At 61.1% G+C, this 25,899-nt stretch carries 9 protein-coding genes; 4 read left to right on the forward strand and 5 right to left on the reverse strand.

All coding sequences use genetic code 11. The annotated features are described in order from the left end of the window. Nucleotides 1-325: 325 nt before the first annotated feature. Together RBB39_RS04345 and RBB39_RS04350 are read left to right on the forward strand one after the other, a co-directional pair. Nucleotides 326-12,559, forward strand: a complete 12,234-nt coding sequence (locus tag RBB39_RS04345) for a retention module-containing protein (RefSeq protein WP_306168853.1) — start codon at nucleotides 326-328, stop codon at nucleotides 12,557-12,559. A 498-nt stretch (nucleotides 12,560-13,057) separates the two neighbouring features. Beyond that, on the forward strand, nucleotides 13,058-19,402 hold the full coding sequence (locus RBB39_RS04350) for a retention module-containing protein (protein ID WP_157032926.1): 6,345 nt from the start codon (nucleotides 13,058-13,060) through the stop codon (nucleotides 19,400-19,402). Nucleotides 19,403-19,639: 237 nt separating this feature from the next. Here RBB39_RS04350 and RBB39_RS04355 read toward each other — a convergent pair whose 3' ends face one another. The 4 genes from RBB39_RS04355 to queC form a co-directional block, all read right to left on the reverse strand. Next, on the reverse strand, nucleotides 19,640-19,945 hold the full coding sequence (locus RBB39_RS04355; RefSeq protein ID WP_083970154.1) for a YkgJ family cysteine cluster protein: 306 nt from the start codon (nucleotides 19,943-19,945) through the stop codon (nucleotides 19,640-19,642). Nucleotides 19,946-20,034: 89 nt separating this feature from the next. Then, nucleotides 20,035-20,880, reverse strand: coding sequence for a 6-carboxytetrahydropterin synthase (locus RBB39_RS04360; RefSeq protein ID WP_045990884.1), 846 nt, complete (start codon nucleotides 20,878-20,880; stop codon nucleotides 20,035-20,037). Beyond that, complete coding sequence (queE, locus tag RBB39_RS04365) at nucleotides 20,880-21,533, reverse strand: 7-carboxy-7-deazaguanine synthase (protein ID WP_045990885.1); 654 nt, start codon at nucleotides 21,531-21,533, stop codon at nucleotides 20,880-20,882. The genes RBB39_RS04360 and queE overlap by 1 nt, the downstream gene beginning before the upstream one ends. Beyond that, complete coding sequence (gene queC, locus RBB39_RS04370) at nucleotides 21,526-22,257, reverse strand: 7-cyano-7-deazaguanine synthase QueC (RefSeq protein WP_045990886.1); 732 nt, start codon at nucleotides 22,255-22,257, stop codon at nucleotides 21,526-21,528. The genes queE and queC overlap by 8 nt, the downstream gene beginning before the upstream one ends. A 235-nt stretch (nucleotides 22,258-22,492) precedes the next feature. Here queC and yegQ point away from each other — a divergent pair, with 235 nt between their 5' ends. Together yegQ and RBB39_RS04380 are read left to right on the forward strand one after the other, a co-directional pair. Next, entirely contained in the window at nucleotides 22,493-23,809 is a 1,317-nt protein-coding gene (gene yegQ, locus RBB39_RS04375; protein ID WP_045990887.1) for a tRNA 5-hydroxyuridine modification protein YegQ, read from the forward strand. A gap of 98 nt (nucleotides 23,810-23,907) precedes the next feature. Next, nucleotides 23,908-24,318: an SRPBCC family protein gene (locus tag RBB39_RS04380; RefSeq protein WP_045990888.1), complete on the forward strand. Its 411-nt coding sequence runs from the start codon at nucleotides 23,908-23,910 to the stop codon at nucleotides 24,316-24,318. Between the two features lie 63 nt (nucleotides 24,319-24,381). Here the strand turns inward: RBB39_RS04380 and RBB39_RS04385 are convergent, their stop codons facing one another. Next, nucleotides 24,382-25,887, reverse strand: a complete 1,506-nt coding sequence (locus RBB39_RS04385) for a diguanylate cyclase (protein ID WP_045990889.1) — start codon at nucleotides 25,885-25,887, stop codon at nucleotides 24,382-24,384. Nucleotides 25,888-25,899: the final 12 nt, after the last annotated feature.

The raw sequence follows: 25,899 nt of genomic DNA on the forward strand, positions 1-25,899 counted from the left end.
CTCCCAGGCGCCTCGAGCTGTCAGCTCAAAAGGCGTCCCCAGTCTGCGTGTTCTCGTCGCCAGCGCTCCTGGCAAGGGCCAATTTCGCACCACGCTGTTCCGAAATCAGCATGAAACAGACGATAAAACGTACAAAAGTGGCAGCAAAAAGCATGACTTTCTATGGTGACTAGGAGGAAAGCAGTATCTCGGAAGGTGCATTACTTGATCGTAGCGACTATTGGCCATTGGTACAGTGTGTAACGACGTGTAACGTAAGTAGTATTATTCGTACCAGTTTACTAGCCATTGTCTTACGCTCCGTTACGAAAAACTCGAGGTCCCCGTGCCTGTTACCATCGCTACTGTCAGCTCATTGCAAGGAAACGCCTGGGTCAAACGGCCGAATGGCGACGTCATCGCTCTGGAAGAAGGGGATCGTCTGGACGTCGGCGATATCGTCATCACGGCGGACGGCGCCCTCGTGACGCTGCAGTTTGCGGACGGCAGGCCCGGTGTCACGCTGGTCGATGCGCAGCAGGTTTCGTTGCCCGAGGATATGGGGCAGGGCGACGCTTCCTCGGTCGAGGTTCTGGACCAGCAGCAAGTAGCGGAGCTGTTGCGTCTGCTCGAGTCGGAGGTACCCGATCTGCTCGAGGCGATAGAGGCACCTGGCCTGGGGGAAAGTGGCGGTGGCGCGGAAGAGGGCTTCGATTTCGTGCGCCTGTTGCGCATCTCCGAGTCTGTTGATCCCCAGAGCTACTCCTTTGGTGGGGCGGGAGCAGTGGAGTCGCTGGAGCCGGTAGAGGGCGGTGGGACTCCCGTCGCCGACGACGAAGAGGTTTTCCTGGCGGAAGGTGAGCCCGATCTACCGCCGATCGAAGCGGGAGAGGGCTCCGTTTCGGCCGGAGACAACAGCGTCGTTGAAGGAAGTGGCCAATCTGTCACCGGCAGCGTGACAGTGACGGCTCCTGCCGGTGTGGCGCGTGTTGCTGTCTCGGGCGTCGATGTATCGGGCGCTTCGGCCGCAACGCCAGTCCTGATCGATGGGCAGCACGGTACCCTTGCGATCACCGGCTTCGATCCTGATACCGGGACGATCGACTACGTCTATACCGAAGACGGTCAGCCAGCCGACCACTCTGCCGGTGACGACAGCGTGTTTGATCGCTTCGAGGTGGTGGTGACCGACAACCGGGGGTCGCAAGCCGGTGACAGCCTCGACATCAATATCCTCGATACCGTGCCGTTGGCTGAAGATGACGCTGCCCGGGTCGGCGAAGATAGCAGTGCGCCGATTTCCGGTGACCTGCTGGATAACGACCTTGCCAGGTCCGATGGACTGAGTTTCGTAGGTTTCGACGACACTTCAGCAAGATATGGCACCTTCACCGATCACGGTGACGGCACCTGGAGCTACTCCGTCAATACGGTGATTGCGGCGGTGCAGGCCCTTGATGATGGCGAGCATCTGATGGAGACCTTCAGCTACACCGTCAAGGACGCCGATGGCGATATCAGTACTGCGACCTTGACCGTGCTGATCGACGGCAGCACGGATGGTGATCCCAATGTGGTGATCCAGGACAGCGATGGTGACGTCACGGCCGGCGACAACAGCGTAGTGGAGGGCAGTGGCGAGACGGTCTCAGGCGAGATGCTGCTGACAGCCAGCGCAGGAATCGGCACTGCGACCATCGCCGGGTCGGATATTACAAAGGCTACCGCCGACAATCCGGTGGTGATAGAAACCGAGCAGGGCAAGCTCGAAATCATCGGATTTGACAACGGTGCCGTTGATTATCGCTATACCGAGAACTCGCAAGGCGCGGATCACAGGGCCGGCGATGACAGTGTTGTCGATCGCTTTGAGGTAGTGGTCACCGACACTGCCGGTGAAAGCCGTTCCGACAGTCTGGACATCAACATCCTCGATACCAAGCCCGAGGCCGTGGCCGACACCACCAGCACCGGCGAAGACACCCCGGTCAGCTACAACGTGCTGAATAATGACGACGGCACCAGCGACACCCAGGGTGCCGATGGTGCCACCTTGACCGCGGCCAGCGTGCAGGGCGGGGCCAGTGTGGGTTCGGTGAGCTTCGCGTCCAATGGCGAGATCACCTTTACCCCTGCGGATGGCTTCGAAGGCAAGGCGGTCATCGACTACACCCTCACCGACGGTGACGGTGATACCGCGTCCTCGACCCTGACCGTGACGGTGGCGGCCGACTCCACGCCGACCATCGACCCGAGCGGCCCGGACGGCGATCCGACGACCGCCGATGGCGCCTACAGCGTGCAGGAAGCAGGACTGGATGGCGGTGCAGATCAGTCCCCGGGCAGTAACGCCGCCAGCAACAGCGAGACCACCGACGGCCAGTTCAAGAGCAGCACCGGCAACGATGACCTGGCGCGCTATGAGGTAAAGGACAGCGACGGCAACTGGGTCGAGATCAATGCCGATGGCACCACGGTCGCCGGTGATTACGGCACCCTGACGGTGAACACCGACGGCAACTGGTCGTACACCCTGACAAGCAGCGCGAGTCAGGACGACAAGGACAGAACGGGTCTGGATGACAGCGTGCCCGAGACCTTCGGTGTGCGGGTGGTGGACAGCGATGGCGATACCTCCGCTGATGGCACCCTGAGCATCGCCATCGGTGACGATGGCCCGAGTGCGGTGGCTGACACCACCAGCACCGCCGAGGACACGGCGGTCAGCTACAACGTGCTCAACAACAGTGATGACACCAGCGACACCCAGGGTGCCGATGGTGCCACCCTGACCACCGCCGCTCTGCGCAATCCGAGCCAGGGCAGCGTGAGCTTCACCAGCGATGGCAACGTCACCTTCACCCCGGCGGCGGGCTTCGAAGGCCAGGCGGTGATCGACTACACCCTCACCGACGGTGACGGTGATACCGCGTCCTCGACCCTGACCGTGACGGTGGCGGCCGACTCCACGCCGACCATCGACCCGAGCGGCCCGGACGGTGATCCGACGACCGCCGATGGCGCCTATAGCGTGCAGGAAGCAGGACTGGATGGCGGTGCAGGTCAGTCCCCGGGCAGTAACGCCGCCAGCAACAGCGAGACCACCGACGGCCAGTTCAAGAGCAGCACCGGCAACGATGACCTGGTGCGCTACGAGGTGAAGGACAAGGACGGCGACTGGGTCCCGATCAATGCCGATGGCACCACGGTCACCGGTGACTACGGCACCCTGACGGTGAACACCGACGGCAGCTGGTCGTACACCCTGACAAGCAGCGCAAGTCAGGACGCCAAGGACAAAACGGGTCTGGATGACAGCGTGCCCGAGACCTTCGGCGTGCGGGTGGTGGACAGCGATGGCGATACCTCCGACCCGGCCGATCTCACTATCGCCATCGGTGACGATGGCCCGAGTGCGGTGGCCGACACCACCAGCACCGCCGAGGACACCCCGGTCAGCTACAACGTGCTGAATAATGACGACGGCACCAGCGACACCCAGGGTGCCGATGGCGCGACCCTGACCGCGGCCAGCGTGCAGGGCGGGGCCAGTGTGGGTTCGGTGAGCTTCGCGTCCAATGGCGAGATCACCTTTACCCCTGCGGATGGCTTCGAAGGCAAGGCGGTCATCGACTACACCCTCACCGATGGCGACGGTGATACCGCGTCCTCGACGCTGACCGTGACGGTGGCGGCCGACTCCACACCGACCATCGACCCGAGCGGCCCGGACGGCGATCCGACGACCGCCGATGGCGCCTACAGCGTGCAGGAAGCAGGACTGGATGGCGGTGCAGGTCAGTCCCCGGGCAGTAACGCCGCCAGCAACAGCGAGACCACCGACGGCCAGTTCAAGAGCAGCACCGGCAACGATGACCTGGTGCGCTACGAGGCAAAGGACAAGGACGGCGACTGGGTCCCGATCAATGCCGATGGCACCACGGTCAGCGGCGAGTACGGCACCCTGACGGTGAACACCGACGGCAGCTGGTCGTACACCCTGACAAGCAGCGCGAGTCAGGACGACAAGGACAAAACGGGTCTGGACGACAGCCTGGCCGAGACCTTCGGTGTGCGGGTGGTGGACAGCGATGGCGATACCTCCGACCCGGCCAATCTCACTATCGACATCGGTGACGATGGCCCGAGTGCGGTGGCCGACACCACCAGCACCGCTGAGGACACGGCGGTCAGCTACAACGTGCTCAGCAACAGTGATGACACCAGCGATACCCAGGGCGCCGATGGCGCGACCCTGACCGCGGCCAGCGTGCAGGGCGGGGCCAGTGTGGGTTCGGTGAGCTTCGCGTCCAATGGCGAGATCACCTTTACCCCTGCGGATGGCTTCGAAGGTAAGGCGGTCATCGACTACACCCTCACCGACGGCGACGGTGATACCGCGTCCTCGACCCTGACCGTGACGGTGGCGGCCGACTCCACACCGACCATCGACCCGAGCGGCCCGGACGGTGATCCGGCGACTGACGATGGCGCCTATAGCGTGCAGGAAGCGGGGCTTGATGGTGGTGCAGGTCAGTCCCCCGGCAGTAACGCCGCCAGCAACAGCGAGACCACCGACGGCCAGTTCAAGAGCAGCACCGGCAACGATGACCTGGTGCGCTACGAGGTGAAGGACAAGGACGGCGACTGGGTCCCGGTCAATGCCGATGACACCACGGTCGCCGGTGACTACGGCACCCTGACGGTGAACACCGACGGCAGCTGGTCGTACACCCTGACAAGCAGCGCGAGTCAGGATGACAAGGACAAAACGGGTCTGGACGATAGCCTGGCCGAGACCTTCGGCGTGCGGGTGGTGGACAGCGATGGCGATACCTCCGCCCCGGCCAATCTCACTATCGACATCGGTGACGATGGCCCGAGTGCGGTGGCCGACACTACCAGCACCGCCGAGGACTCGGCGGTCAGCTACAACGTGCTCAACAACAGTGATGACACCAGCGATACCCAGGGCGCCGATGGCGCGACCCTGACCGCGGCCAGCGTGCAGGGCGGGGCCAGTGTGGGTTCGGTGAGCTTCGCGTCCAATGGCGAGATCACCTTTACCCCGGCGGCGGGCTTCGAAGGCAAGGCGGTGATCGACTACACCCTCACCGATGGCGACGGTGATACCGCGGCCTCGACGCTGACCGTGACGGTGGCGGCCGACTCCACACCGACCATCGACCCGAGCGGCCCGGACGGTGATCCGGCGACTGACGATGGCGCCTATAGCGTGCAGGAAGCGGGGCTTGATGGTGGTGCAGGTCAGTCCCCGGGCAGTAACGCCGCCAGCAACAGCGAGACCACCGACGGCCAGTTCAAGAGCAGCACCGGCAACGATGACCTGGTGCGCTACGAGGTGAAGGACAAGGACGGCGACTGGGTCCCGGTCAATGCCGATGACACCACGGTCGCCGGTGACTACGGCAGTCTGACGGTGAACACCGACGGCAGCTGGTCGTACACCTTGACCGACAACGTCACCCACAGTGGCACCAATCAGACCGGCCTGGACGATAGCCTGGCCGAGACCTTCGGTGTGCGGGTAGTGGACAGCGATGGCGATACCTCCGACCCGGCCAATCTCACTATCGACATCGGTGACGATGGCCCGAGTGCGGTGGCTGACACCACCAGCACCGCCGAGGACACGGCGGTCAGCTACAACGTGCTGAATAATGATGACGGCACCAGCGACACCCAGGGTGCCGATGGTGCCTCCCTGACCACCGCCACTCTGCGCAATCCGAGCCAGGGCAGCGTGAGCTTTACCAGCGATGGCAATGTCACCTTCACCCCGGCGGCGGGCTTCGAAGGCAAGGCGGTCATCGACTACACCCTCACCGACGGCGACGGTGATACCGCGTCCTCGACCCTGACCGTGACGGTGGCGGCGGACTCCACACCGACCATCGACCCGAGCGGCCCGGACGGCGATCCGACGACCGCCGATGGCGCCTACAGCGTGCAGGAAGCAGGACTGGATGGCGGTGCAGGTCAGTCCCCGGGCAGTAACGCCGCCAGCAACAGCGAGACCACCGACGGCCAGTTCAAGAGCAGCACCGGCAACGATGACCTGGTGCGCTACGAGGTGAAGGACAAGGACGGCGACTGGGTCCCGATCAATACCGATGGCACCACGGTCACCGGCGATTACGGCAGCCTGACGGTGAACACCGACGGCAACTGGTCGTACACCCTGACAAGCAGCGCGAGTCAGGACGACAAGGACAAAACGGGTCTGGACGATAGCGTGCCCGAGACCTTCGGCGTGCGGGTGGTGGACAGCGATGGCGATACCTCCGACCCGGCCAATCTCACTATCGACATCGGTGACGATGGCCCGAGTGCGGTGGCCGACACCACCAGCACCGATAAAGGTACGTCGAAATCCTACAACGTGCTGAATAATGATGACGGCACCAGCGACACCCAGGGTGCCGATGGCGCGATCCTGACCGAGGCCAGGGTGCAGGGCGGGGCCAGTGTGGGTTCAGTGAGCTTCACCAGCGACGGCAACGTCACCTTCACCCCGGCGGCGGGCTTCGAAGGCAAGGCGGTCATCGACTACATCCTCACCGACGGCGACGGTGACACCGCGTCCTCGACGCTGACCGTGACGGTGGAGCCCGACACCACGCCAACCACACCGTCGACCGACACCGATCCGACCACCCAGAGCCCCGTGGCGATCGTCGATGAGGATGGTTTGTCCGGTGGCAACAAGGGGGGTACTGGCGATGTGGACGGACAGTTCACTGTCGCCACCGGAGATCTGGGTTACCGCTTTGGTGACGATGGTGCGGCCAGCACCAAGGCTTTCCAATGGAATCTGAAGGATCTGCCCGAGCTCTATACAGCAGACGGGCGCAAGGTCGCGTTCTCACTTGTCGACGGTGGACATACCGTGGCCGGCAGCGTAGCCGGCGCCAGCGGCGCCGAGTCAGTCATCACCATAAAGCTGACAGATGAGGCCGCCGGCGATTACCAGGTGACGCTGCATCAGGCGCTCGAGCACGCCGAGCGCGAAGACGAGAATGATGTGTCATTTGACGTCGGCTATACCATCACCGATGGCGATGGTAGCAAGGCGATTGGCAAGTTGACGGTAGTGATCGATGACGATACGCCGGTGGCCTTCGATACCGTCGATGGCGTGTTGTCTTCAGGCACCGTTGGCGATATCAACTTCGCAGATGCAGCGGGAGCCGACGGTATCGGCGCCGTGCAGTTTTCCTCGGCGTTGGATGGCAGCGCTGTGCTGAGCCTGAACGGCGCGACCCTGGTGACCTCAAATGGCGAACGTCTCACCTACCAGCTGAACGATGGAGGAAAGACGCTTGAGGCGACGACTGCCGGTGGCGACGTGGCCTTCGAAATAGCTCTGGCGGCGGATGGCTCCAGCTACGAGGTGAATGTCCTTGATGATGCCATCATGACGCTGGCGGACTCAGGCCAGGCTATCAGCGATGGCAGAACAGAAGTCTTCTATGAAGGGCACAATACCTCTACTCAAGGCCATCGGTTTGTGGCGTTTGACGGTAGCGATGGCGGCCCCGATGTGGTGGTGTCCGCCTGGTCTTTCAATTTTCCGGGCGAGTCCTGGTTAAGAACGGATGGCGGCACCCAATTGGCACCAGGCGGTGACGACAGGACCACGTACAACGAAGTGGCACGTTTCGACTTCGTCGATAATCTGAGCTTTTCCGACGAGGAGCCTAGTTGGGAGCAACACCGGGGCGTTACTCGTTTTGAACAGGTAGTCGACCTCGCCAACCTGGATGGGCGGACAACACCCGCATCGTTCAAGGTAACCGCCATTGCCTTGGCGCCTGACGACGACAACACCAGCGGTCATCCGCACGAGGTCAGCGGCGATGTGCTTGCCCTGGACCCTGATGAGCTTCGTTTTCTGGATGGCGCCGGAAACGACATTACCGCGTCCGTGACGATCGTGGAGAATTCTGATGGAACTCTTTCGGTGTCTGGGGTTCCCGATGGCGCTCGACTCGTCCTCGAGACCGAGAGTGCGTTCGAGGCGATCGAAATCCGCGCCACGAATACCAATACGCGAGTCGGTTTTACCCTGGGGGATTTCGAGTACACCTGGCTGAACGGGACCTTCGATGCTGACGACGCTTTGTCCCTGGCGCTGCAGGGAACCGACGGGGATGGTGACACCGCCGAGGGGACTCTGGAGCTTACGCTGCCGGGCAGGGCTCAGTTGGCCGGACTCGACCCTTTCGCTTCCGAACTGGTCGTCAGCGAGGCCAACCTGGCCGATGGTAGTCAGCGCAATAGCAGCGAACTGACACGCGCCGGCAGCTTCGATGTCGATACGCCGGATGGACTCGAGACGCTGAGCATCGGAGGTCGAAGCCTGACGCTTGCCGACCTGCAAGCCTTGTCCGGCGATCCCGTCGCCCTGGATACCCCGTACGGCACTCTGACCTTGACGGGATACAGCGGTGATGCGAGCGGAGGTACGCTCAGCTACGAGTATCTGCTGGAGCGTAAGGTCGACAACGACAGTCAGAGCGGGGCCACGGATACGGAATTCGCGGATACCTTCGCTGTTGAGGTGGTTGATGTCCGGGGCAATACGGCGTCTGGCGAACTGGATGTCGCCATCATCGATGATACTCCCTCTGATTTTGTGGCAGACACCGGGCTCCTGGTGACGGGCTCCAGCGGCCATATCAACTTCGAAGAGGCCGGCGCAGACGGTCTTCGCGATATCGGCTTCGACGCCTCGCTCAATGGACAGCGAGTGTTTGATCAGGATGGTAACGCGCTTTTCCTGGTGACTCGGCCGCTATTCTGGAAGTTGAGTGCCGACGGCTCGACCCTGCAAGCGGTCGGTGGTGACACAGTGGCCTTTGAGGTGGGCCTGTCCGGCGATGGGTCACAGTATGATGTCACCAGCTTCGAGCGCATCAACGCTGGCCAGGTACAATCTGGTTTCGTTCAACGGGATGCCAAGACCTTCGGGGGAGGAAACAGCGCTCGTACCTTTACCAACTCCGCTGATGACGATGCCCCGGTCGTGTTGTTTACCGGCTATAACACCAATGCCAACAGTGCGATTGGCGCGAATTTCAACAGTGCCAGTAGTGCGGATCGGCTCTTTGTTGGCGGGTTCAACCGCAATGATGCGGGAACGCAGAAGACCGGTGCCAACGAGGTGATGCGCTTCGATTTTGTCGATTCAGCCGCCTATGGCGGCCAAGGCCTGTCCTGGGGGGAGCATCAAGAGGTCGTTCGCTTCAGCTACGGTATCAACCCCGGCGCGGCCGGCGGTCCTTTCAGTCAGGCAACCTCTTCCCATATCTTGCAGGCTATCGTCTATGACGGTGATGGGGGCGGTTCAGGGATACCCTTCGAGCAGCAAGGCAGGGTGCTTGCGCTTTCGCCAGACGATGTGAGATTGCCGTCGGGTGGCAACGTGACGGTGCTGGCTGACGGTAGTCTGAGGATCAGTGGCGTCCCCAGTGGCGGATACGTGCATCTAAACACCGATGAGCCGTTCGAGGCCATCAACTTGTATGGCGTCAGCAATGCCAGTGCCTTCTATCTGACGCGCACGTCGAACTCGGCCTTGACCGAGGCCGGCAGCATCGACATCGCCCTGAGTGCGACCGACAACGACGGGGATGCCGCCAGCGGCACGCTGACGCTGGAAAACAGGGAGGCATCCATCCCGTCCACGCCGGAAAGCGATGGCGATCCGAGCAGCCTGAACCCGACGGCCACCCTCGACGAGGATGGCCTGGCCGGTGGCAACGCTGGCGGCAGCGGCGATGTGGCGGGTGAGGACACGGTCACGACCGGTAAACTGGGCTACAGCTTTGGCAACGATGGCGCTGCGGCGAGCGGGGCCTTTACCTGGAACGTCGCGAGCCTGCCGGGCGATCTGAAGACGGCAGATGGTCGAGCGGTAAGTTTCCAGTTGAGCAGCGATGGCCACACCCTGACCGGCACGGCGAGCGATGGCAGTGGCGGCAGCGAAGACGTGATCACCATCGCCTTGACCGATCAGAGCAGTGGAGCCTATCAGGTGACGCTGCACCAGGCGCTCGCTCATGCGGCCGGCAACGACGAAAACGATCTGGTGTTCGATGCCACCTATACCATCGTCGACGCCGATGGCAGCCAGGCCGATGGTGCCCTGTCAGTGGTCATCGATGACGATGCCCCGGTGGCGACGAGCGACACCAACGCCATCATCGAGAACATGGCGCCGGTCTCCGGCAACGTGATCGGTGGTCCGGGGGCATCCAGCGGTGATCAGGCCGATGCCCCCGGTGCTGACGGGGCCAGCGTCACCGCCGTCAGCGTGGGTTCTACCACGGTGTCCTCGTTGAATGCCGACGGCAAGCTGGTGATCAAGGGGCAGTACGGCACCCTGACCCTCGACGCCCAGGGCGGCTATAGCTACGCGCTTGATAGTGACAATGCCGAGGTCGCGGCGCTCGACAAGGGCCAGACCGTCGATGAGAGCTTTACCTATACGCTGACCGATGGGGACGGCGATGCCAGTGACGCCAGCCTGACCATTACCGTGACCGCCACCGACAACGACGCCCTGGTGGTTGGAACCAACAGCGACGATACCGTCCAGGGTGGTGGTGGCAATGACGTCCTGATCGGCGACACCGGTGGCAAGTACACCGTGGTGGAGCCGGCGCAGAACTATAACCTGTCCTTTATCCTGGATACGTCGGGCAGCATGACAGCCGAGCTTGACGATACCGGAAAGACACGGTTTGAGGTGGCGGTTGAGGCTCTTAAAGCCAAGATCGACGAGTTAGCCACATTTGAAGGTATCATTAATGTGCAGATCCTTGGTTTTTCCGACACAGTAAGTGAAGACGACAAGGCCGAATTTTTGGCACTGTCTCCTGCCGACCTGGGAGACGTCCACGCGTTTCTGGATGGCCTGACTGCCAAGGGGGAAACCAACTACCAAGCGGCCTTCGAAGCTTCTGGTGAATGGGTGAAGGGCAAGAGCGATAATGGCTTTAATAATGTTGCTTATTTCTTGAGCGATGGAAGCCCGAATCAGAATAGTGCAGTAAATTCTTCGAACAGTGAAATCAATGAGGCTGATATTGCCGAAGGTCTGAAGGCGTACGCGAAGCTTGCCGAGATTAGTCAAGTCGAGGCTATTGGTATCGGTGACGGTGTGACAAGTCAGCTGCTCAGGCTGTTTGACAATACCTCGGAGGATGGGCTGCAGTTGGTCCCTCTTCCTTACGCCGAGGGAAAATTGGTCGGCGCCAAGGAGTTTCTGGCGACCTTTGATAAAGATGATCAAAGTGTTCTGGGGCAACTGGATAAGTGGACGCTAAACGACCCCGATGGTACGGGGGTCCTCACGATTGACAGGAACAATGGGAATTCGCTGCGTATCGACGATAGGGGAACTGACAACAGTGTCTCCGCGACCAGCGCAGCCTTCACTATCCCGGAGCCAACCGAGGGCAACCAGTTTTACAGTCTGAGCTTCTCTTACCACACACAGATTCCGACGACGGCGAGCGACGATCGATTCGACAACATTAGCTGGCGGCTGGAGAAGCAGGCGGAAGAGGGCGAGTGGGACCTCGTGGCAAACGGCAACGATAGAAGTTCTACCGGTGGAACCGAGCAGGTCATCGCCAATAGCTTGAAGGGTGGCACTTACAGGTTGGTATTTGTTGTAGAGAACGTCGCGAGCGCGCAATACGTACTCGAAGTAGATGACATTACTCAGAGTCTCTACAGCTATGCCGACGATGAACTGGTGCCAGCCGGTGAAGAAGTCATCGTCAATTCCGCCGAGGAGTTCGAGACCGCGCTCGATGGTGGCTCGTCTTCCGATGTGCCGCAGGAGGTGGGTAACGACCATCTGATCGGGGGCGCTGGGGACGACATCCTGTTCGGCGATCAGATCGAACCCGCAGGCGTCGGTGGTGAGGCCGGTAGTGGCTACGACGGTCTGGTCGACTATCTGACCCGCCAGAACGGTGCGGAGCCGACCCAGGAAGAGACGCTCGACTTCATCAAGGCCAACTACGACAAGTTGATCGATAAGACCCGTGCCGATGGCGGCCAGGACATTCTGGAAGGCGGCCAGGGCGACGATCAATTGTTTGCCAGCGCCAACGATGACATCTTGATTGGCGGCGCCGGTGACGACTTCCTGCTGGGTGGACTGGGGTCCGACACCTTCAAATGGAATCTGGGAGACGCCGGCAGTGCCACCGACCCGGCCCTCGACGTGGTCAGTGATTTCCACGTCGAGGACCAGACACAGAGCATGGATCCGAATGCCGACAAGCTGTCCCTGGAGGATCTGCTCAACGACTTTGACTCCTCGAGCACTGACCCTGACCAGTCGGCGTTGGATAGTTTTGTCTTCGCCCAAGAGGAAGACGGTGGCACCGTGCTCTACATCAAGAGCGATGGCGGGCTCGATGATCAGCACAGCAACGCCGATCAGAAGATCACCCTGAGCGGTGTCAGCATGGACGGTCAGTCGTCGGAGGCCTTCCTGACGATGCTGCGTAATTACGGGCAGCTCGACGTGGAGTAGGCCTGGGTCATCATGACCAGAGTTGCCATAAGAGAGAGCCGGGCCACCTTTGGGTGGCCCGGCATTTTCTTGTTCTTGGATTGCGAACAGGATGTCAAAAGGAAACTTTTATTTCTGCTCGATTCCTTTTTTCTTCGTTCTTTGCCCCTTTTCCTTTCGCCTTTAATTGCCTATTAAAGATTCGCCTTTCCTGTATGTTCTCCAGCCGGCGGTCTCTTGCAACGGAGTATCTAGTGACACGCTGTTCTAGATCGGGCACAACAGAAAGGAATGTCCTACAAAATCTGCAATAACAAGCATATCCGTTTACAGCGGAGAGCAGAAAATACCGCAACTGCAAAGAAAAAAGGAAAAATCAGGGCGATACATTTCGATGTCTAATGTCCTATTGTCCATTGGTACACTGTGTATCCTCCTGTTACATGGATAGCATTATTCGTATTAGTTTGTGATTATATTATTACTTTTATATGCGAATATTGCGAGGTCCATGTGCCTGTGACAAACGTCGTCGTCACTTCTCTGCAAGGTAAGGCCTGGGCTAAACGCCCGGATGGTGAAGTTATCGCTCTGGAAGAAGGAGATAGCCTGAACGCCGGCGATATCATTGTCACTGCCGAGGATTCGCGTGTGGCTCTTCAGTTCGATGATGGTAGACCCGCGGCCCTCCTCGTAGGAGCCCAACAGGTTTCGTTGCCCGAAGAGCAGGGACAGGGCGATGCAAGCTCCGTCGACTTTTTGGGCCGGGAGGATGTTTCGAAACTGTTGGAATTGATCGCTGAGGGTTCCACCGACATTCTCGAAGCGCTCGAGGAGCCCAGTGCGGGTGGTGGGGAGGGGGTAAGCCATGATGGGTTTGACTTTGTACGTTTGATGAGAATTACCGAAACCTCTGGCTCACAGTCCTATTCCTTCGGTGATCCTTTCATTGTCGAATCGGCTGGGCACGGGGAGGTGGGTAGTATAGCTGATGACATGGATGATAGCGATGCCGACTCGGGCGCTCCGTCAATAGAGTTTGAAGACGGTGATGGAGGGGCAACTGCCGGGTTCCACAGTGCCGTCGAGGGCAGTCAGGCGTTTGTGGCCGGCCGTTTTACTGTGTCTGCGCCGGCTGGAGTCGCATCGATCAGTGTTGGTAGGCGAGACATCGCAGGTACTTCCGACGAGAGTCCACTGGTGCTTGAAGGGGAGCACGGTACGTTAACCATTACCGGTTTTAATCCGGAAAGCGGAATCGTTACCTACCAGTACACCGAGAATGGACTGGCTGCCAACCACGCGGCTGGTGACGGTAGCGTGTTTGATCGTTTTGACATCGTGGTGACCGATTCTACCGGTGAAACTGTCAGCGAGAGTCTGGACATCAATATCATCGATACCGCCCCCGACGCCAACGATGACAGCGCGGCACTGGGTGAAGAGGCGGTGACGGCCATCAGCGGTAATGTGCTCGACAATGACAGCGCCGGCGCCGACAGCATGACCTTTGATGGTTTCACCGGCAACGCCTCCGCCAGCTATGGCAGCTTCATCCACAATGACGACGGTAGCTGGAGCTACCGCGTGGATCCTGACAACGCCGACGTTCAGGCGTTGAAGGACAACCAGACGCTGAAAGAAACCTTCAGCTACACCCTCACCGATGCCGACGGTGATACCAGCAGCGCGACGCTGACGATCACCATCAACGGCAGCGACGACGACGTGCCGACGATCGAGATTCCCGACGGCAACGAGCCGGGCGGCAACGAGCCTGATGGCAACGAGCCGGACGGCAGTGATCCGAACGGTCCAGAGGTGGTGGCCGGCGATCACAGCGTGGTGGAAGGTAGCGGAGCCACGGTCACTGGCAGCATGACGGTGGCGGCAGATGCCGGCATCAAGCAGGTGAGCCTGACCGACCAGAGCGGCAAGACTGTCGATATCACTGGGGCGAGCACTGGTCCGGGGGCACCCAAGAGCGTTGTGGTGGAAGGCAAGCACGGCAGCGTCACGGTGACCGACTACGATGCGGCTAGCGGCAAGATCACCTACTCCTACACCGAGAATGGCGAGAGGGCTGATCACAGCGATGACGCCACGGTGCTGGACAGCTTTGCGCTGACGGTGACCGACAACGAGGGCGATAGCACGAGCGCCAACCTGGAGATCAACATCCTCGATACCTCACCAGCGGCGGTCGCCGACACCACCGAGACGGCGGAAAACACGGCGAAAACCTACAACGTGTTGACCAATAATGACGGCACAAGCGACACCAAGGGCGATGATGGCGCAATCCTGACCAAGGCCTCGGTCCGGGGTGGGGAAGGCGTCGGTACGGTGGCCATCGCGTCCAACGGTGAGATCACCTTTACTCCGGCAGGGGCCTTCGAAGGCGACGCCGTGATCGACTACACCATCACCGATGGTGACGGAGACAAGTCGTCTTCGACATTGACGGTGAAGGTGGCGCAAGACTCCACGCCCAGCGTTCCCGGAGATGGCGACAACCCGACTACCCAGAGCCCGAAGGCGACCGTCGACGAAGACGGACTGGCCGGTGGCAACGCCGGGGGTAGTGGTGATGTGGCAGGAGAGGCCACCGTCGTGAAAGGCGAGCTGGGCTACCGCTTTGGCGACGATGGCGCCGCCGACAGCAACGCCTTCCAGTGGAACCTGGCTGGTCTGCCCGACGACCTCAAGACGGTGGACGGTCGTGAGGTGAGCTTTGAACGAAGCACCGATGGGCACACGCTCACCGGAACGGTGACCGATAGCAACTCCGAAAAAGAACCGGTGATCACCATCACCATGGCCGATGAGGCCGAGGGCAAGTACAAGGTGACGCTGCACCAGGCGCTTGAGCATGCGGCAGGCGATGACGAGAACGACCTGACGTTTGACATCGGCTACACCGTGAAGGATGCCGATGGCAGCGAGGTCCAGGGCAAGCTGTCGGTGCTGATCGATGATGACAGCCCGGTGGCAGTCGACGACAGCGTGACCCAGAGCGCCGCTCAGGAAAACCAGCCGGTGACGGTCAAGGTGCTGGCCAACGACGCCGTGGGTGCTGATGGAGGGAGGCTGACGAACGCCACCGAAGTGGTGGCGGACGGTGCGTCTTCCAAGGGCAGCGTCAGTATCGACAAGAACACCGGTGAGGTGACCTTTACCCCGAATGCCGGCGCCGAGGGCCCGGTGGAGATTCGTTATACCCTTACCGATGGTGATGGGGACACCAGCGTGGGGACCCTGAGCGTGACCCTGGCGCAAGACTCCACGCCCAGCGTTCCCGGAGATGGCGACAACCCGACTACCCAGAGCCCGACGGCGACGGTCGACGAAGACGGGCTTTCCGGTGGCAACGCCGGGGGTAGTGGTGATGTGGCAGGAGAGGCCACCGTCGTGAAAGGCGAGCTGGGCTACCGCCTTGGCGACGATGGCGCCGCCGATAGCAACGCCTTCCAGTGGAACCTGGCTGGTCTGCCCGACGACCTCAAGACAGCGGACGGTCGTGAGGTGAGCTTTGAGCGCAGCCCTGATGGGCACACGCTCACCGGGACGGTGACCGATAGCAACTCCGAAAAAGAACCTGTGATCACCATCACCCTGGACGATGAGGCCACGGGCGATTACACCGTAACGTTGCACCAGGCGCTGGAGCATGCGGCGGGCGATGACGAGAACGACCTGACGTTTGACATCGGCTACACCGTGACCGATGCCGATGGCAGCGAGGTCCAGGGCAAGCTGTCGGTGCAGATTGACGATGATTCGCCTGTTGTCTGGGAGGCGGAGCAAGCGCAGTTAAAATCTGGCCAGACGGGTGAGGTTCGCTTCGAGGCGGGTGCCGATGACATTGGTAAAGTGACATTCAGCGACGTAATGAACGGTACCGAGGTCACGAGTGTCAATGGCGGGACGCTGCTCACGTCGAACGGCGAGGTTCTGACTTACCAATTGAGTGACGACGGCAAGACGTTGGAGGCGAAGGCCGCGAGTGGCGGCGTGGCCTTCAAGGTGAGCCTGTCGGCGGATGGCTCTACCTACGAGGTAGAGGTCATCGATGAGGGGGTCAGGGCATTTGATGATGCCAGCAAGGAAATCAGTGAAGGCAGCAAGCACGTAGTGCGTGAGTATGGCACCGATGGGTCCGGGTCGGGCCATCGTTTTATCGCCTTTGATGGTGCCGATGGAGCAGCCGATGTCGTGGCGTCCGCCTGGACCTATAGAGGACCCTGGGCCTCCTGGTTGCGAACTGATGGGGATACGCAACTAGCCGCGGGTCACGACGACCTGACGGGACTAGACGAAGCTGTGCGCCTGGATTTCGTTGATAACCTGCGTTTTTCTGACACCGCACCAAGCTGGGATAACCACCGAGGCATTACGCACTTCAGCCAGTTTATCAATGCGGAAAACGGGACGTTGACGGATGTCGGGATCAAAGCGATTGCCTCGGCTCCAGATGGTACCGATACCAGTGGCCATCCGGTTGCCGTCAGCGGCCACGTGCTGGAACTTGCGAAAAGTGATGTTCGCCTCGTGAATGGTGCCGGCAAGGATATCACCTCGTTGGTGACGATTGAGGAAAACGCCGATGGCACCCTCAATGTGAGAAACATTCCCGCCGATGCCCAGCTGGTGCTTACAACCGGCGAGGCCTTTGAAGCGATCGAGTTTCGTGGCTTGGACGGCACAAGGCCATTTTCGGTCGGCGACTTCGCCTATTCCGAGGCGGAGAAAGATCCTGCGCTGTCCTTGTCACTGGCCGGAACGGATGGTGACGGCGATACTGCCGATGGCTCCCTGACCCTGTCACTGCCGGATGATGACCAGTTACTCGTCGGAGGCGGTGGCGATGACAGCATCACCGGTGGGAGTGGTAATGATGTGGTTCTAGGTGACGCTGGCGGGAAGCATTCCGTGCTTGAACCTGCCAAGGACTACAACCTTTCCTTTATTGTTGATGTTTCGCCGAGTATGGGCGCCGTGTTGGAAAACGGCAATTCACGCTTCAAGGTGGCGATCGAGGCGATACGTGCCAAGCTTACCGAACTTGCCGATTTTGAGGGGACAATCCATGTCCAGATCGTGGCGTTCGGCGGGAAGTATTCGCCTTCGATCGCATTCAATGATTTCTCACCTGAAGATATGGGTGACGTCAATGAATTTCTGGATAGTAGAGCGATTATTTCTGGCACCAATTTCGAGCAAGCCTTTGTTACCGCTACTGAGTGGGTGACGGATGTTAGTCGGAGCGGTTTCAATAACGTTGCCTACTTTATGACGGATGGTCAGCCTAATTCTCACAATTACAACGGTCAAATTGGTGTCAGTGATGCGGGGAATATTACCACCTATAAGGATGTGACCAATGCGCTTGAAGGATACAAACCTCTGGCCGCCATCAGTCGGGTGGAGGCGATCGGGATAGGTGATGATGTAGGTCGCGATTTTCTGAAGATTTTCGACAACACGGCAGATGGTGAGTTGGAGATGGTGCCGATTCCTCTGGAATCCGGGGCTTCGGTAGGCAGTACGGAAATGCTTGCCACTTTTGACACGGGTGACACGGGAAGACTCGCTTCCATCGATAATTGGTCGGTGGAGACAACCAATGGCCACATAGCCATTGATAGAACCCCGGTCGGCACCTATCTGCGAGTTCGAGACAGTGGCACTGGCGATGGCAGTACTGTCGCCACCAGTGATGCTATCGTCCTGGAAGAACCTGCTGGTGCCAATCGGTTTTATACCTTGTCATTTGACTACGTGACCGACACCCCCAACGATTTCGAAAAGGAAGGGAATCCAAGCGACAGATTCTCTTGGTCACTGGAAATGCAAAATGAGGAGGGCGGCTGGGATGTTGTCGCCACCTCGCTGCCAATATTGCCGTCGGGCAATATCAATAGTAGTTCGACTCAGATTATGGCAAATGGGTTGAAAGGAGGAACATACAGGCTGCAGTTCGAAGTAGAGAACGCTGCAGGGAACTTCTTCTCACTGCTTATTCATGACATCTCACTCGATCTTTACAGCTACACGGACGACCAGCTTGTACCGGCTGGTGAGGTGGCCATCGTCAATTCTGCCGAGGAGTTTGCAACGGCGCTGGACGGAGGGTCGTCCTTCGATCAGCCGGCGGACCTTGGCGGTGACAGCCTGGATGGTGGCGCGGGTGATGACGTGCTGTTTGGTGATCAGATCGACCCTGCGGGTGTCGGTGGTGAGGCCGGTAGTGGCTACGCCGGGCTGGTCGATTACCTGACCACTCAGAACAGCGGGACAGAGCCGACCCAGAAAGAGATATTGGCCTTTATCAAGGACAACTATGAAGCCCTGTCGGGTGACAGCAGTAACGACGGTGGTCAGGATCGCATCGATGGTGGAAAAGGCAACGATCAGCTCTTCGCGGGCAGCGGGGACGACGTGCTGATTGGCGGTGCTGGCGATGATCTTCTGCTTGGTGGGCTCGGTTCCGACACCTTCCAGTGGAGTCTGGGTGATGTCGGTAGTACGACGGACCCCGCCCACGATACGGTCAGTGATTTCCACGTCAAGGATGCGGCTCTGAGCATGGACCCAGAGGCCGATAAGCTGGCATTGGGGGATCTGCTCAACGACTTTGACTCCACGAGTACTGATCCCGATCAGTCGGCGCTGGACAGCTTTATCTTTGCCCAGGAGGAGAACGGAGACACCGTGCTCTACATCAAGAGCGATGGCGGGCTCGACGTCCAGCACAGCAACGCCGACCAGAAGATTACCCTGGACGGTGTCAGCATGGAGGGTCAGTCGTCGGAGGCCTTCCTGACGATGCTGCGCAATAACGGGCAGCTCGACGTGGAATAGTTTAGTGCCGTCACCACCTGGGTTGGGGTTTATACAGCCCGGAGTGTCATAAAGAGTGCCGGGCCACCTTTGGGTGGCCCGGCCTTTTCTTGTTGGTGGATCACTGATGAGGAGGCAGTGGAGAGGGCGTCAGTAGGGAGCGCGGAAATGAGGGTTGCCTGAACATAGACAACCGGTGCAGAAGACGCTGAGCGACGGCTACTCGGAGTAACTCAGCCCAACTCAGGTCAGCCCGATTCAGGTCAGGCGTTCGAGTTCGTCAATATTGGCCAGCGCCTGGTCTCGATGGCTGCCACAGATATCGGCATCGTAGTCGAAGCGCTCGCACACCGCCGGACGCTCGGGTCGGCCGAACAGGCAGCACAGGTTGTCGTCGTCGAGCTGCACGCAGCGGATGCCGGCGGGCTTGCCCGCTGGCATGCCGGGAATCGGGGAGCTGATCGATGGCGCAATGCAGCAGGCGCCGCAGCCGGGGCGGCAGCCCTGTTCGCCGGTCGCTGTGTGGGCCTCGTGCGGCGAGGAGGAGGCGATCAGTTCGCTCATGACGTTGGTTGGCTCATTGCATTCTTCAAATGCGCTTGGTTGTCTCGGTGGTCGGTCACTCTTGCCGATCTCGAGAAGTTATCGAGAAGTTATCGAGACCGTTCGCCGGGGCTTCTTGCCGTGGCGCCCTTGTCGACGCCTTCATAGGCGCGCACCGCGGTGTCCTCTCCGGTGTCCCGGGCGACGGTCGCCGCCAGCCACTGGGCGATGCGTTCCACAGTGGTGGCGCCGGGCAGGATGTGACAGCGCTCGCGGGGCAGGCGCAGGTGAAACAGGCCCTGGGGCGAGCGGTAGCCGCACTGCAGCATGTCGCCCAGGAGCTGTTTCAGGTCGTGTTCGTCCACCAGGTAGGTATCGTCGAGCCAGCGGGCGTAGCGGCGCTCGAGCTCCGGCTGTCGCACGCCGCGCTGAACGATTTCCAGCCGCGAGCGGTGGCCGTGGGCGATACGCTGGCAGTTGCCGGCGTGGCGGCGAAGGCCGTGGCTGTAAGTGTAGGCGGCGCCATCGATGGTCTCATCGGCGAGGTGCAGTTCGATGCTGGATACCCGCTCGGGCGGTTGGCGCATCAACTGGCGTGACAGGTGCTCGGCCATGGCCTCGGGGGTGATTCTGCGCCAGGGTAGCAGGGTAAAGGCCTGGCGGGGCCCGCGCACCTCCATGGCGTAGGGCGTCGTGGTGCGTACGCAGATACCTTCGCGACACTCGCTGACGCTGACGCCAGGGGCTTCGGTAGGCACCAGCAGGGTGTGATCGGCGCCACCGTCGAGACGCGCCTTGATCCAGGGTTTGACCTCGCCGAAGTCGAACAACATGCCGTCTTCACCGAGCTCTCCATCGAGTTCGACATCGACCAGCCAGCTTGCGCCGATCAGTCCACGATCGGGACACCACAGCGATACGTCGAGATGTGTCAGTCGTCGTACAAAGAGTGCCATCAGTCGATCCCCGCGATCTTGTGGGTCTGCAGCGACAGCCGCCAGCGTGGATGCGCCATGCAGTGCTCTACCGTGGCTGAGAGCGGCTCCTTGCGAGCGTCGCTGGCCATCAGCCCGGAGGTGTCCATCGGCTGCAGCAGAAAATGGTCGAAGTCGAGCCCCTCGAAACGTTCCGGCGGGGCGTCGGTCTGGGGATGGACGAGCTTCAGCTCGTCACCGCGGGTCTGCACCAGCGGCGCATTGCCCTTGGGGCTGACACATAGCCAGTCGATACCGTCCGGCGCGGCCAGAGTACCGTTGGTCTCCACGCCAATCTCGAAGCCGGCAGCGTGCACCGCGTCGATCAAGGCGGCATCCAGCTGCAGCAGGGGCTCGCCACCGGTGAACACGACGTAGGGCGTGACACCCTCGTGGGGGTGTGGCCACAAGCGGGTGATGTGCTCGGCCAGGGCGCCGGCGGTGGCAAAGCGTCCGCCGTTCTGACCATCGGTGCCGACGAAGTCGGTGTCGCAGAAGCGACACTGGGCGCTGGCGCGGTCCTGCTCGCGACCCGACCAAAGATTGCAGCCGGCAAAGCGACAGAAGACGCTGGCGCGGCCGGCCTGTACGCCTTCTCCCTGAAGGGTATAGAAGGCTTCCTTGACGCTATACATCCTGGTGCGCTCCGCCCTGGTCTGCCTGTGCAATCGCCGGCTCCTGCCGGGTATTGGCGGCGTAGGCCAACGGATCTTCGACACCCTGGTCGGCGAAGGCGGCGAGCCGCTCCAGACAGCTGCCGCAGCGGCCACAGGCCAGGCGCCGGCCCTCGTAACAGGTCCAGGTGTCGCGGTAGTTCAGTCCCATGGACAGTCCGTCGGCCAGGATCTCGCTCTTGCTGGACCGTAGATAGGGTGCGTGGATCTCTACCGGCGAGAAATTGGCGATGGCGGCTACCGCATTCATCTGCTCGACAAACTCGGGACGACAATCCGGATAGAGCACGTGGTCACCGCCGTGGGCGCCGTAGTCGACGCGACTGGCGCCGATATTCACCGCCTTGGCGATGGCCAGCGACAGCAGCACCATGTTGCGATTGGGGACCACCGTGGCGGCGAGGTTGTCTTCGGCGTAGTCACCGCCAGGGATCTTGCGATTGGCGTCGGTCAGCGCAGAGTTGTCGATCAAGCCATGAATGGCGGTGATGTCGACGACCTGATGAGGGAGCTTCAACTCCTGACAGACATGGCGGGCCACCTCGAGTTCGCGGGCGTGGCGCTGGCCATAGTCGAATGACAGGGCGTGAACTTCGAGGCCTTCGTGCAAGGCGCGATGAAGTACGGTGAAAGAGTCCATGCCACCGGAGTAGATCACCACGGTGGAGCGGGAAGTCGTGCTCATGAAGGGGGTCTCGATTCGGAGAATTTGGGGTGGCGACAAGAATCGCCAGCGGCCGGGGTCCGGTCCGGCGCGACAAGGGTAACGAAAGCCGGACGGCAACACCAGTGCGGCGTTGATGCCGGCGACTTGCTCCTTGTCAACGTCCGTTGCTCGCGGTTGTGGCAGGCTGCGCGGTTTACTGCTGTCTGCCCGGCTTAACCCTGGCCAAAGCCCGGCCCACGAGAGAGACGCCTGGATGAATGCCCCTGAACTACTGTCACCGGCCGGCACCTACCGGCATATGCGCTTCGCCTTCGCCTATGGCGCCGATGCGGTCTATGCCGGTCAGCCGCGCTACTCACTGCGTGTACGCAATAATGACTTCGGCCTCGACAACCTGACCCGAGGCATCGCTGAGGCCCATGCGTGTGGCAAGCGCTTCTACGTGGCCTCCAATATCGCTCCGCACAATGCCAAGCTCAGGACCTACCTGAAGGACATGGCACCGATCGTCGAGGCGGGGCCGGATGCGCTGATCATGTCCGACCCTGGCTTGATCATGATGGTGCGAGAGCGTTGGCCTGACCAGGTGATACATCTGTCGGTGCAGGCCAACGTGGTCAATCACGCGGCGGCTCGCTTCTGGCAGTCCCAGGGTATCTCTCGGGTGATCCTGTCGCGAGAGCTGTCGCTTGAGGAAATCGCCGAGATCCGTGCCGAGTGCCCGACCCTGGAGATCGAGACCTTCGTTCACGGTGCCCTGTGCATCGCCTATTCCGGACGCTGTCTGCTGTCGGGCTACTTCAACCGGCGCGACCCCAATCAGGGCACCTGTACCAACGCCTGTCGCTGGAACTACCGGACCCACCCGGCCGGCACTGACGCCTGTGGCGATCTGATCCCGGCGCAGGACGTGGCACAGGGCCGGGAGGAGAACTCGGCGCTGATCGAGGACCCACAGCGGCCAGGCGAACTGATGCCGGTGTTCGAGGACGAGCACGGCAGCTACATCATGAATTCCAAGGATCTTCGCGCCGTCCAGCACGTGGCGAGGCTCGCCGAGATGGGGGTCAGTTCGCTGAAGATCGAAGGGCGGACCAAGTCGCCCTACTATGTAGCACGTACCGCCCAGGTCTATCGTCGTGCCATCGATGACGCCGTGGCCGGGAGGCCCTTCGACATGGGGCTGATGGATGAGCTCGAAAACCTGGCCAACCGGGGGTACACCGAAGGCTTCTACCGACGCCACGTCCACGACGAGTACCAGAATTACGAGCGTGGACACTCGGTGGGCGTTCACCAGCAGTTTGTCGGCCAGATCCTGGAGCAAGCGCCATCAGGTTGGCTGGACATCGAGGTCAAGAACCGCTTCGAGGTCGGTGATTGCCTCGAGCTGATGCTGCCCTCCGGCAACCGTCGTTTCACCCTTGAGGCGATGGAGGCGGGCAACGGCAGCTCGCTGAAGGTGGCGCCCGGGGACGGTCACCGGGTAAGGCTCAAGCTGCCGGGGAAGGCGCTGTCGCCCGACGAGTTCGAGTTCGCTCTGTTGCTGCGGGACCTGCCGTCAGCCTGATGATAGGCACGTCTTTACAAGGGCCTGGGGAACCGGGATGCTAGGCTCCGTAGCAGCCTTACCTTGGAGCATCCCTCAGGCAAGGAGTCGGTCTGGCCATGCCCACCATCGAACACAGCGCCACGCTTCCCGCGCCTCCCGAGCGCGTCTTCGCCCTGCTCGAAAAGGTCGAGGATTTCGCCGACTATTCGGATCTGATCACCGAGATCGAGCCGCTCGGGGACGATCGCTATCGCTGGCATGTCCACGCGGTCGGCATGGACTGGACCTTCGAGGTGCAGGTAACCGAGAAGTCGCCACCCAGCCGACTGGCCTGGGAGTCGATCGACGGTGTGCGCAATCAGGGCCGCTATGAACTCGAAGCGGTCGATGAAGGTACCGCGGTCAGCCTGATCGTCGACTATCAGATCCGCAATCGGCTGGTCGCCAAGGCGGTCAATCGCGCGGCTCGCCCGCTGGTCGCCAAGGTCAGCGCCCAGATCCTGGAGCGGGTCGAGGCGCGTCTCTAGCGAGCGCCTTGGCGTCTACTGCTGCGGCGTCTGGCAGAGATCTTGTTCTGATCAAGTGCTGCTTCAGGGTGTTTCCCCGGCGCGCTCCTGCAGTTGTTCAGCTTGACTGATGCGGGCACGGCCGGCCTGCTTGGCCTGGTACATCTGCAGGTCCGCCTTTTCCACCAGCGACGCTGCGTCGATGCTGTCCATGCCGGGCTGCCATTGGGCGATGCCGATGGAGGCGCTGACGTAAAGGGGGCGCTGGTCGACCTGGGCCATCGGCTGCTCGGCAAGCCACTGCTGTAGCCGCTGCGCGACCCGCAAAGCTCCTGGCTCCGGCGTGTTCCGCAGGGCGATGACGAACTCCTCTCCGCCGTAGCGGGCCGCCAGGTCCGACTCACGGATGGCGTCACGCAGGGTAGCGGCGACATTGACCAGCACGATGTCGCCGAGTCGGTGGCCGTAGCGGTCGTTGAGCGGCTTGAAGTGATCCAGATCGAGAAACAACACCGACAGCGGCTTGTCTCGCGCATGGGCGTCCTCGAGCATCTCCTCGAGGCGCCGTTCCAGCGCGGCGCGATTGGCAAGACCGGTGAGGGCATCGGTGCTGGCGCGCACATCCAGCGCCTCGTTGTCGCGTTGGAGCGAAATTAGCTGGTCCTCACGATGGTGCAACCGCTCGGCCAGGCTCATGGTCAGCCCATGCAGGCGCTGCTTGCCGGCGACCAGCAGGCGTTCGATATCCTCCTCTGCCGACAGCGTGGTGGCGAGAAAATCCGGCAAGGTCTCAAGGCGACTCGCGAGTTCATCGACAAGACGTGCCTGGGCATTGCCGTCCATGTTCATGCGTTGCTGAAAACGATGAAGCACGGCGGGGATGGCGTCGCTGTCGTCGTCCAGACAGCATCCGGCCAGTTCGTCGGCGAGCTCCAGGCAAAGGCCGTCGAGCCATTCGTGGTGACGCTGGCCTTCCGGCTCGACGGGGCGCTGAAGGAACAGGTTGGTGGGCAGCTGCCAGCGCTGTGCCAGCCAGCTCGACGCCTGATCGCGGTCGCAGCCAAGATGCCGGTGTTCCAGAGCCAGGCGCTGTTCGCGGGTGGCGGCCTGGGCGGTCAGATCGAAGTAGTTCGGGTCCAACGCGTACAGCAGCAGTACCCCGACCTCGCGAAGCAGGGCGCGCGTCGACAGCTCGCCCGGCTGGCGGGGATTCACCACCTTGGCGATGGCCGGAATCAAGTGCGCGGCTGCGAGGGTGCGTCGCCAATAGTCGGCCAGGGGGCCGCGGGTCGCGTCGCGCACCAGGGTGAAACCCAAAAGCGCGGTGAGGGTGCCATCGATACCGAGGCGTGTCACCGCGTGCTCGCAGCAGATGACGGGATCGCAACCGCGGCGATAGTAGGGGCTGTTGGCCAGCCGCAGCAGCTGCAGGCACAGGGCCGGGTCACGGGACAGCAGGGTCGCGAAGTCGGTCAGCGGTGCGTCGTGATTGCTCGCCAGTACCAGCAGCTCGGATACCACGGCAGGCAGAGAGGGAAGACGCGTGGCGGGCTCGAGCCGCGCTTCGATATCAGGGGGAAGACAGGTCACGTCGAAAAGGCC

This window comes from Halomonas sp. MMSF_3323 (genome assembly GCF_030733595.1).
Taxonomy (GTDB): domain Bacteria; phylum Pseudomonadota; class Gammaproteobacteria; order Pseudomonadales; family Halomonadaceae; genus Halomonas; species Halomonas litopenaei.

What these genes read in the sequence shown, in the direction of transcription:
- RBB39_RS04355 (WP_083970154.1), bottom strand. Translation starts at nt 19,945, where the DNA reads ATGAGCGAACTGATCGCCTCCTCCTCGCCGCACGAGGCCCACACAGCG.
- RBB39_RS04360 (WP_045990884.1), bottom strand. Translation starts at nt 20,880, where the DNA reads ATGGCACTCTTTGTACGACGACTGACACATCTCGACGTATCGCTGTGG.
- queE (WP_045990885.1), bottom strand. Translation starts at nt 21,533, where the DNA reads ATGTATAGCGTCAAGGAAGCCTTCTATACCCTTCAGGGAGAAGGCGTA.
- queC (WP_045990886.1), bottom strand. Translation starts at nt 22,257, where the DNA reads ATGAGCACGACTTCCCGCTCCACCGTGGTGATCTACTCCGGTGGCATG.
- yegQ (WP_045990887.1), top strand. Translation starts at nt 22,493, where the DNA reads ATGAATGCCCCTGAACTACTGTCACCGGCCGGCACCTACCGGCATATG.
- RBB39_RS04380 (WP_045990888.1), top strand. Translation starts at nt 23,908, where the DNA reads ATGCCCACCATCGAACACAGCGCCACGCTTCCCGCGCCTCCCGAGCGC.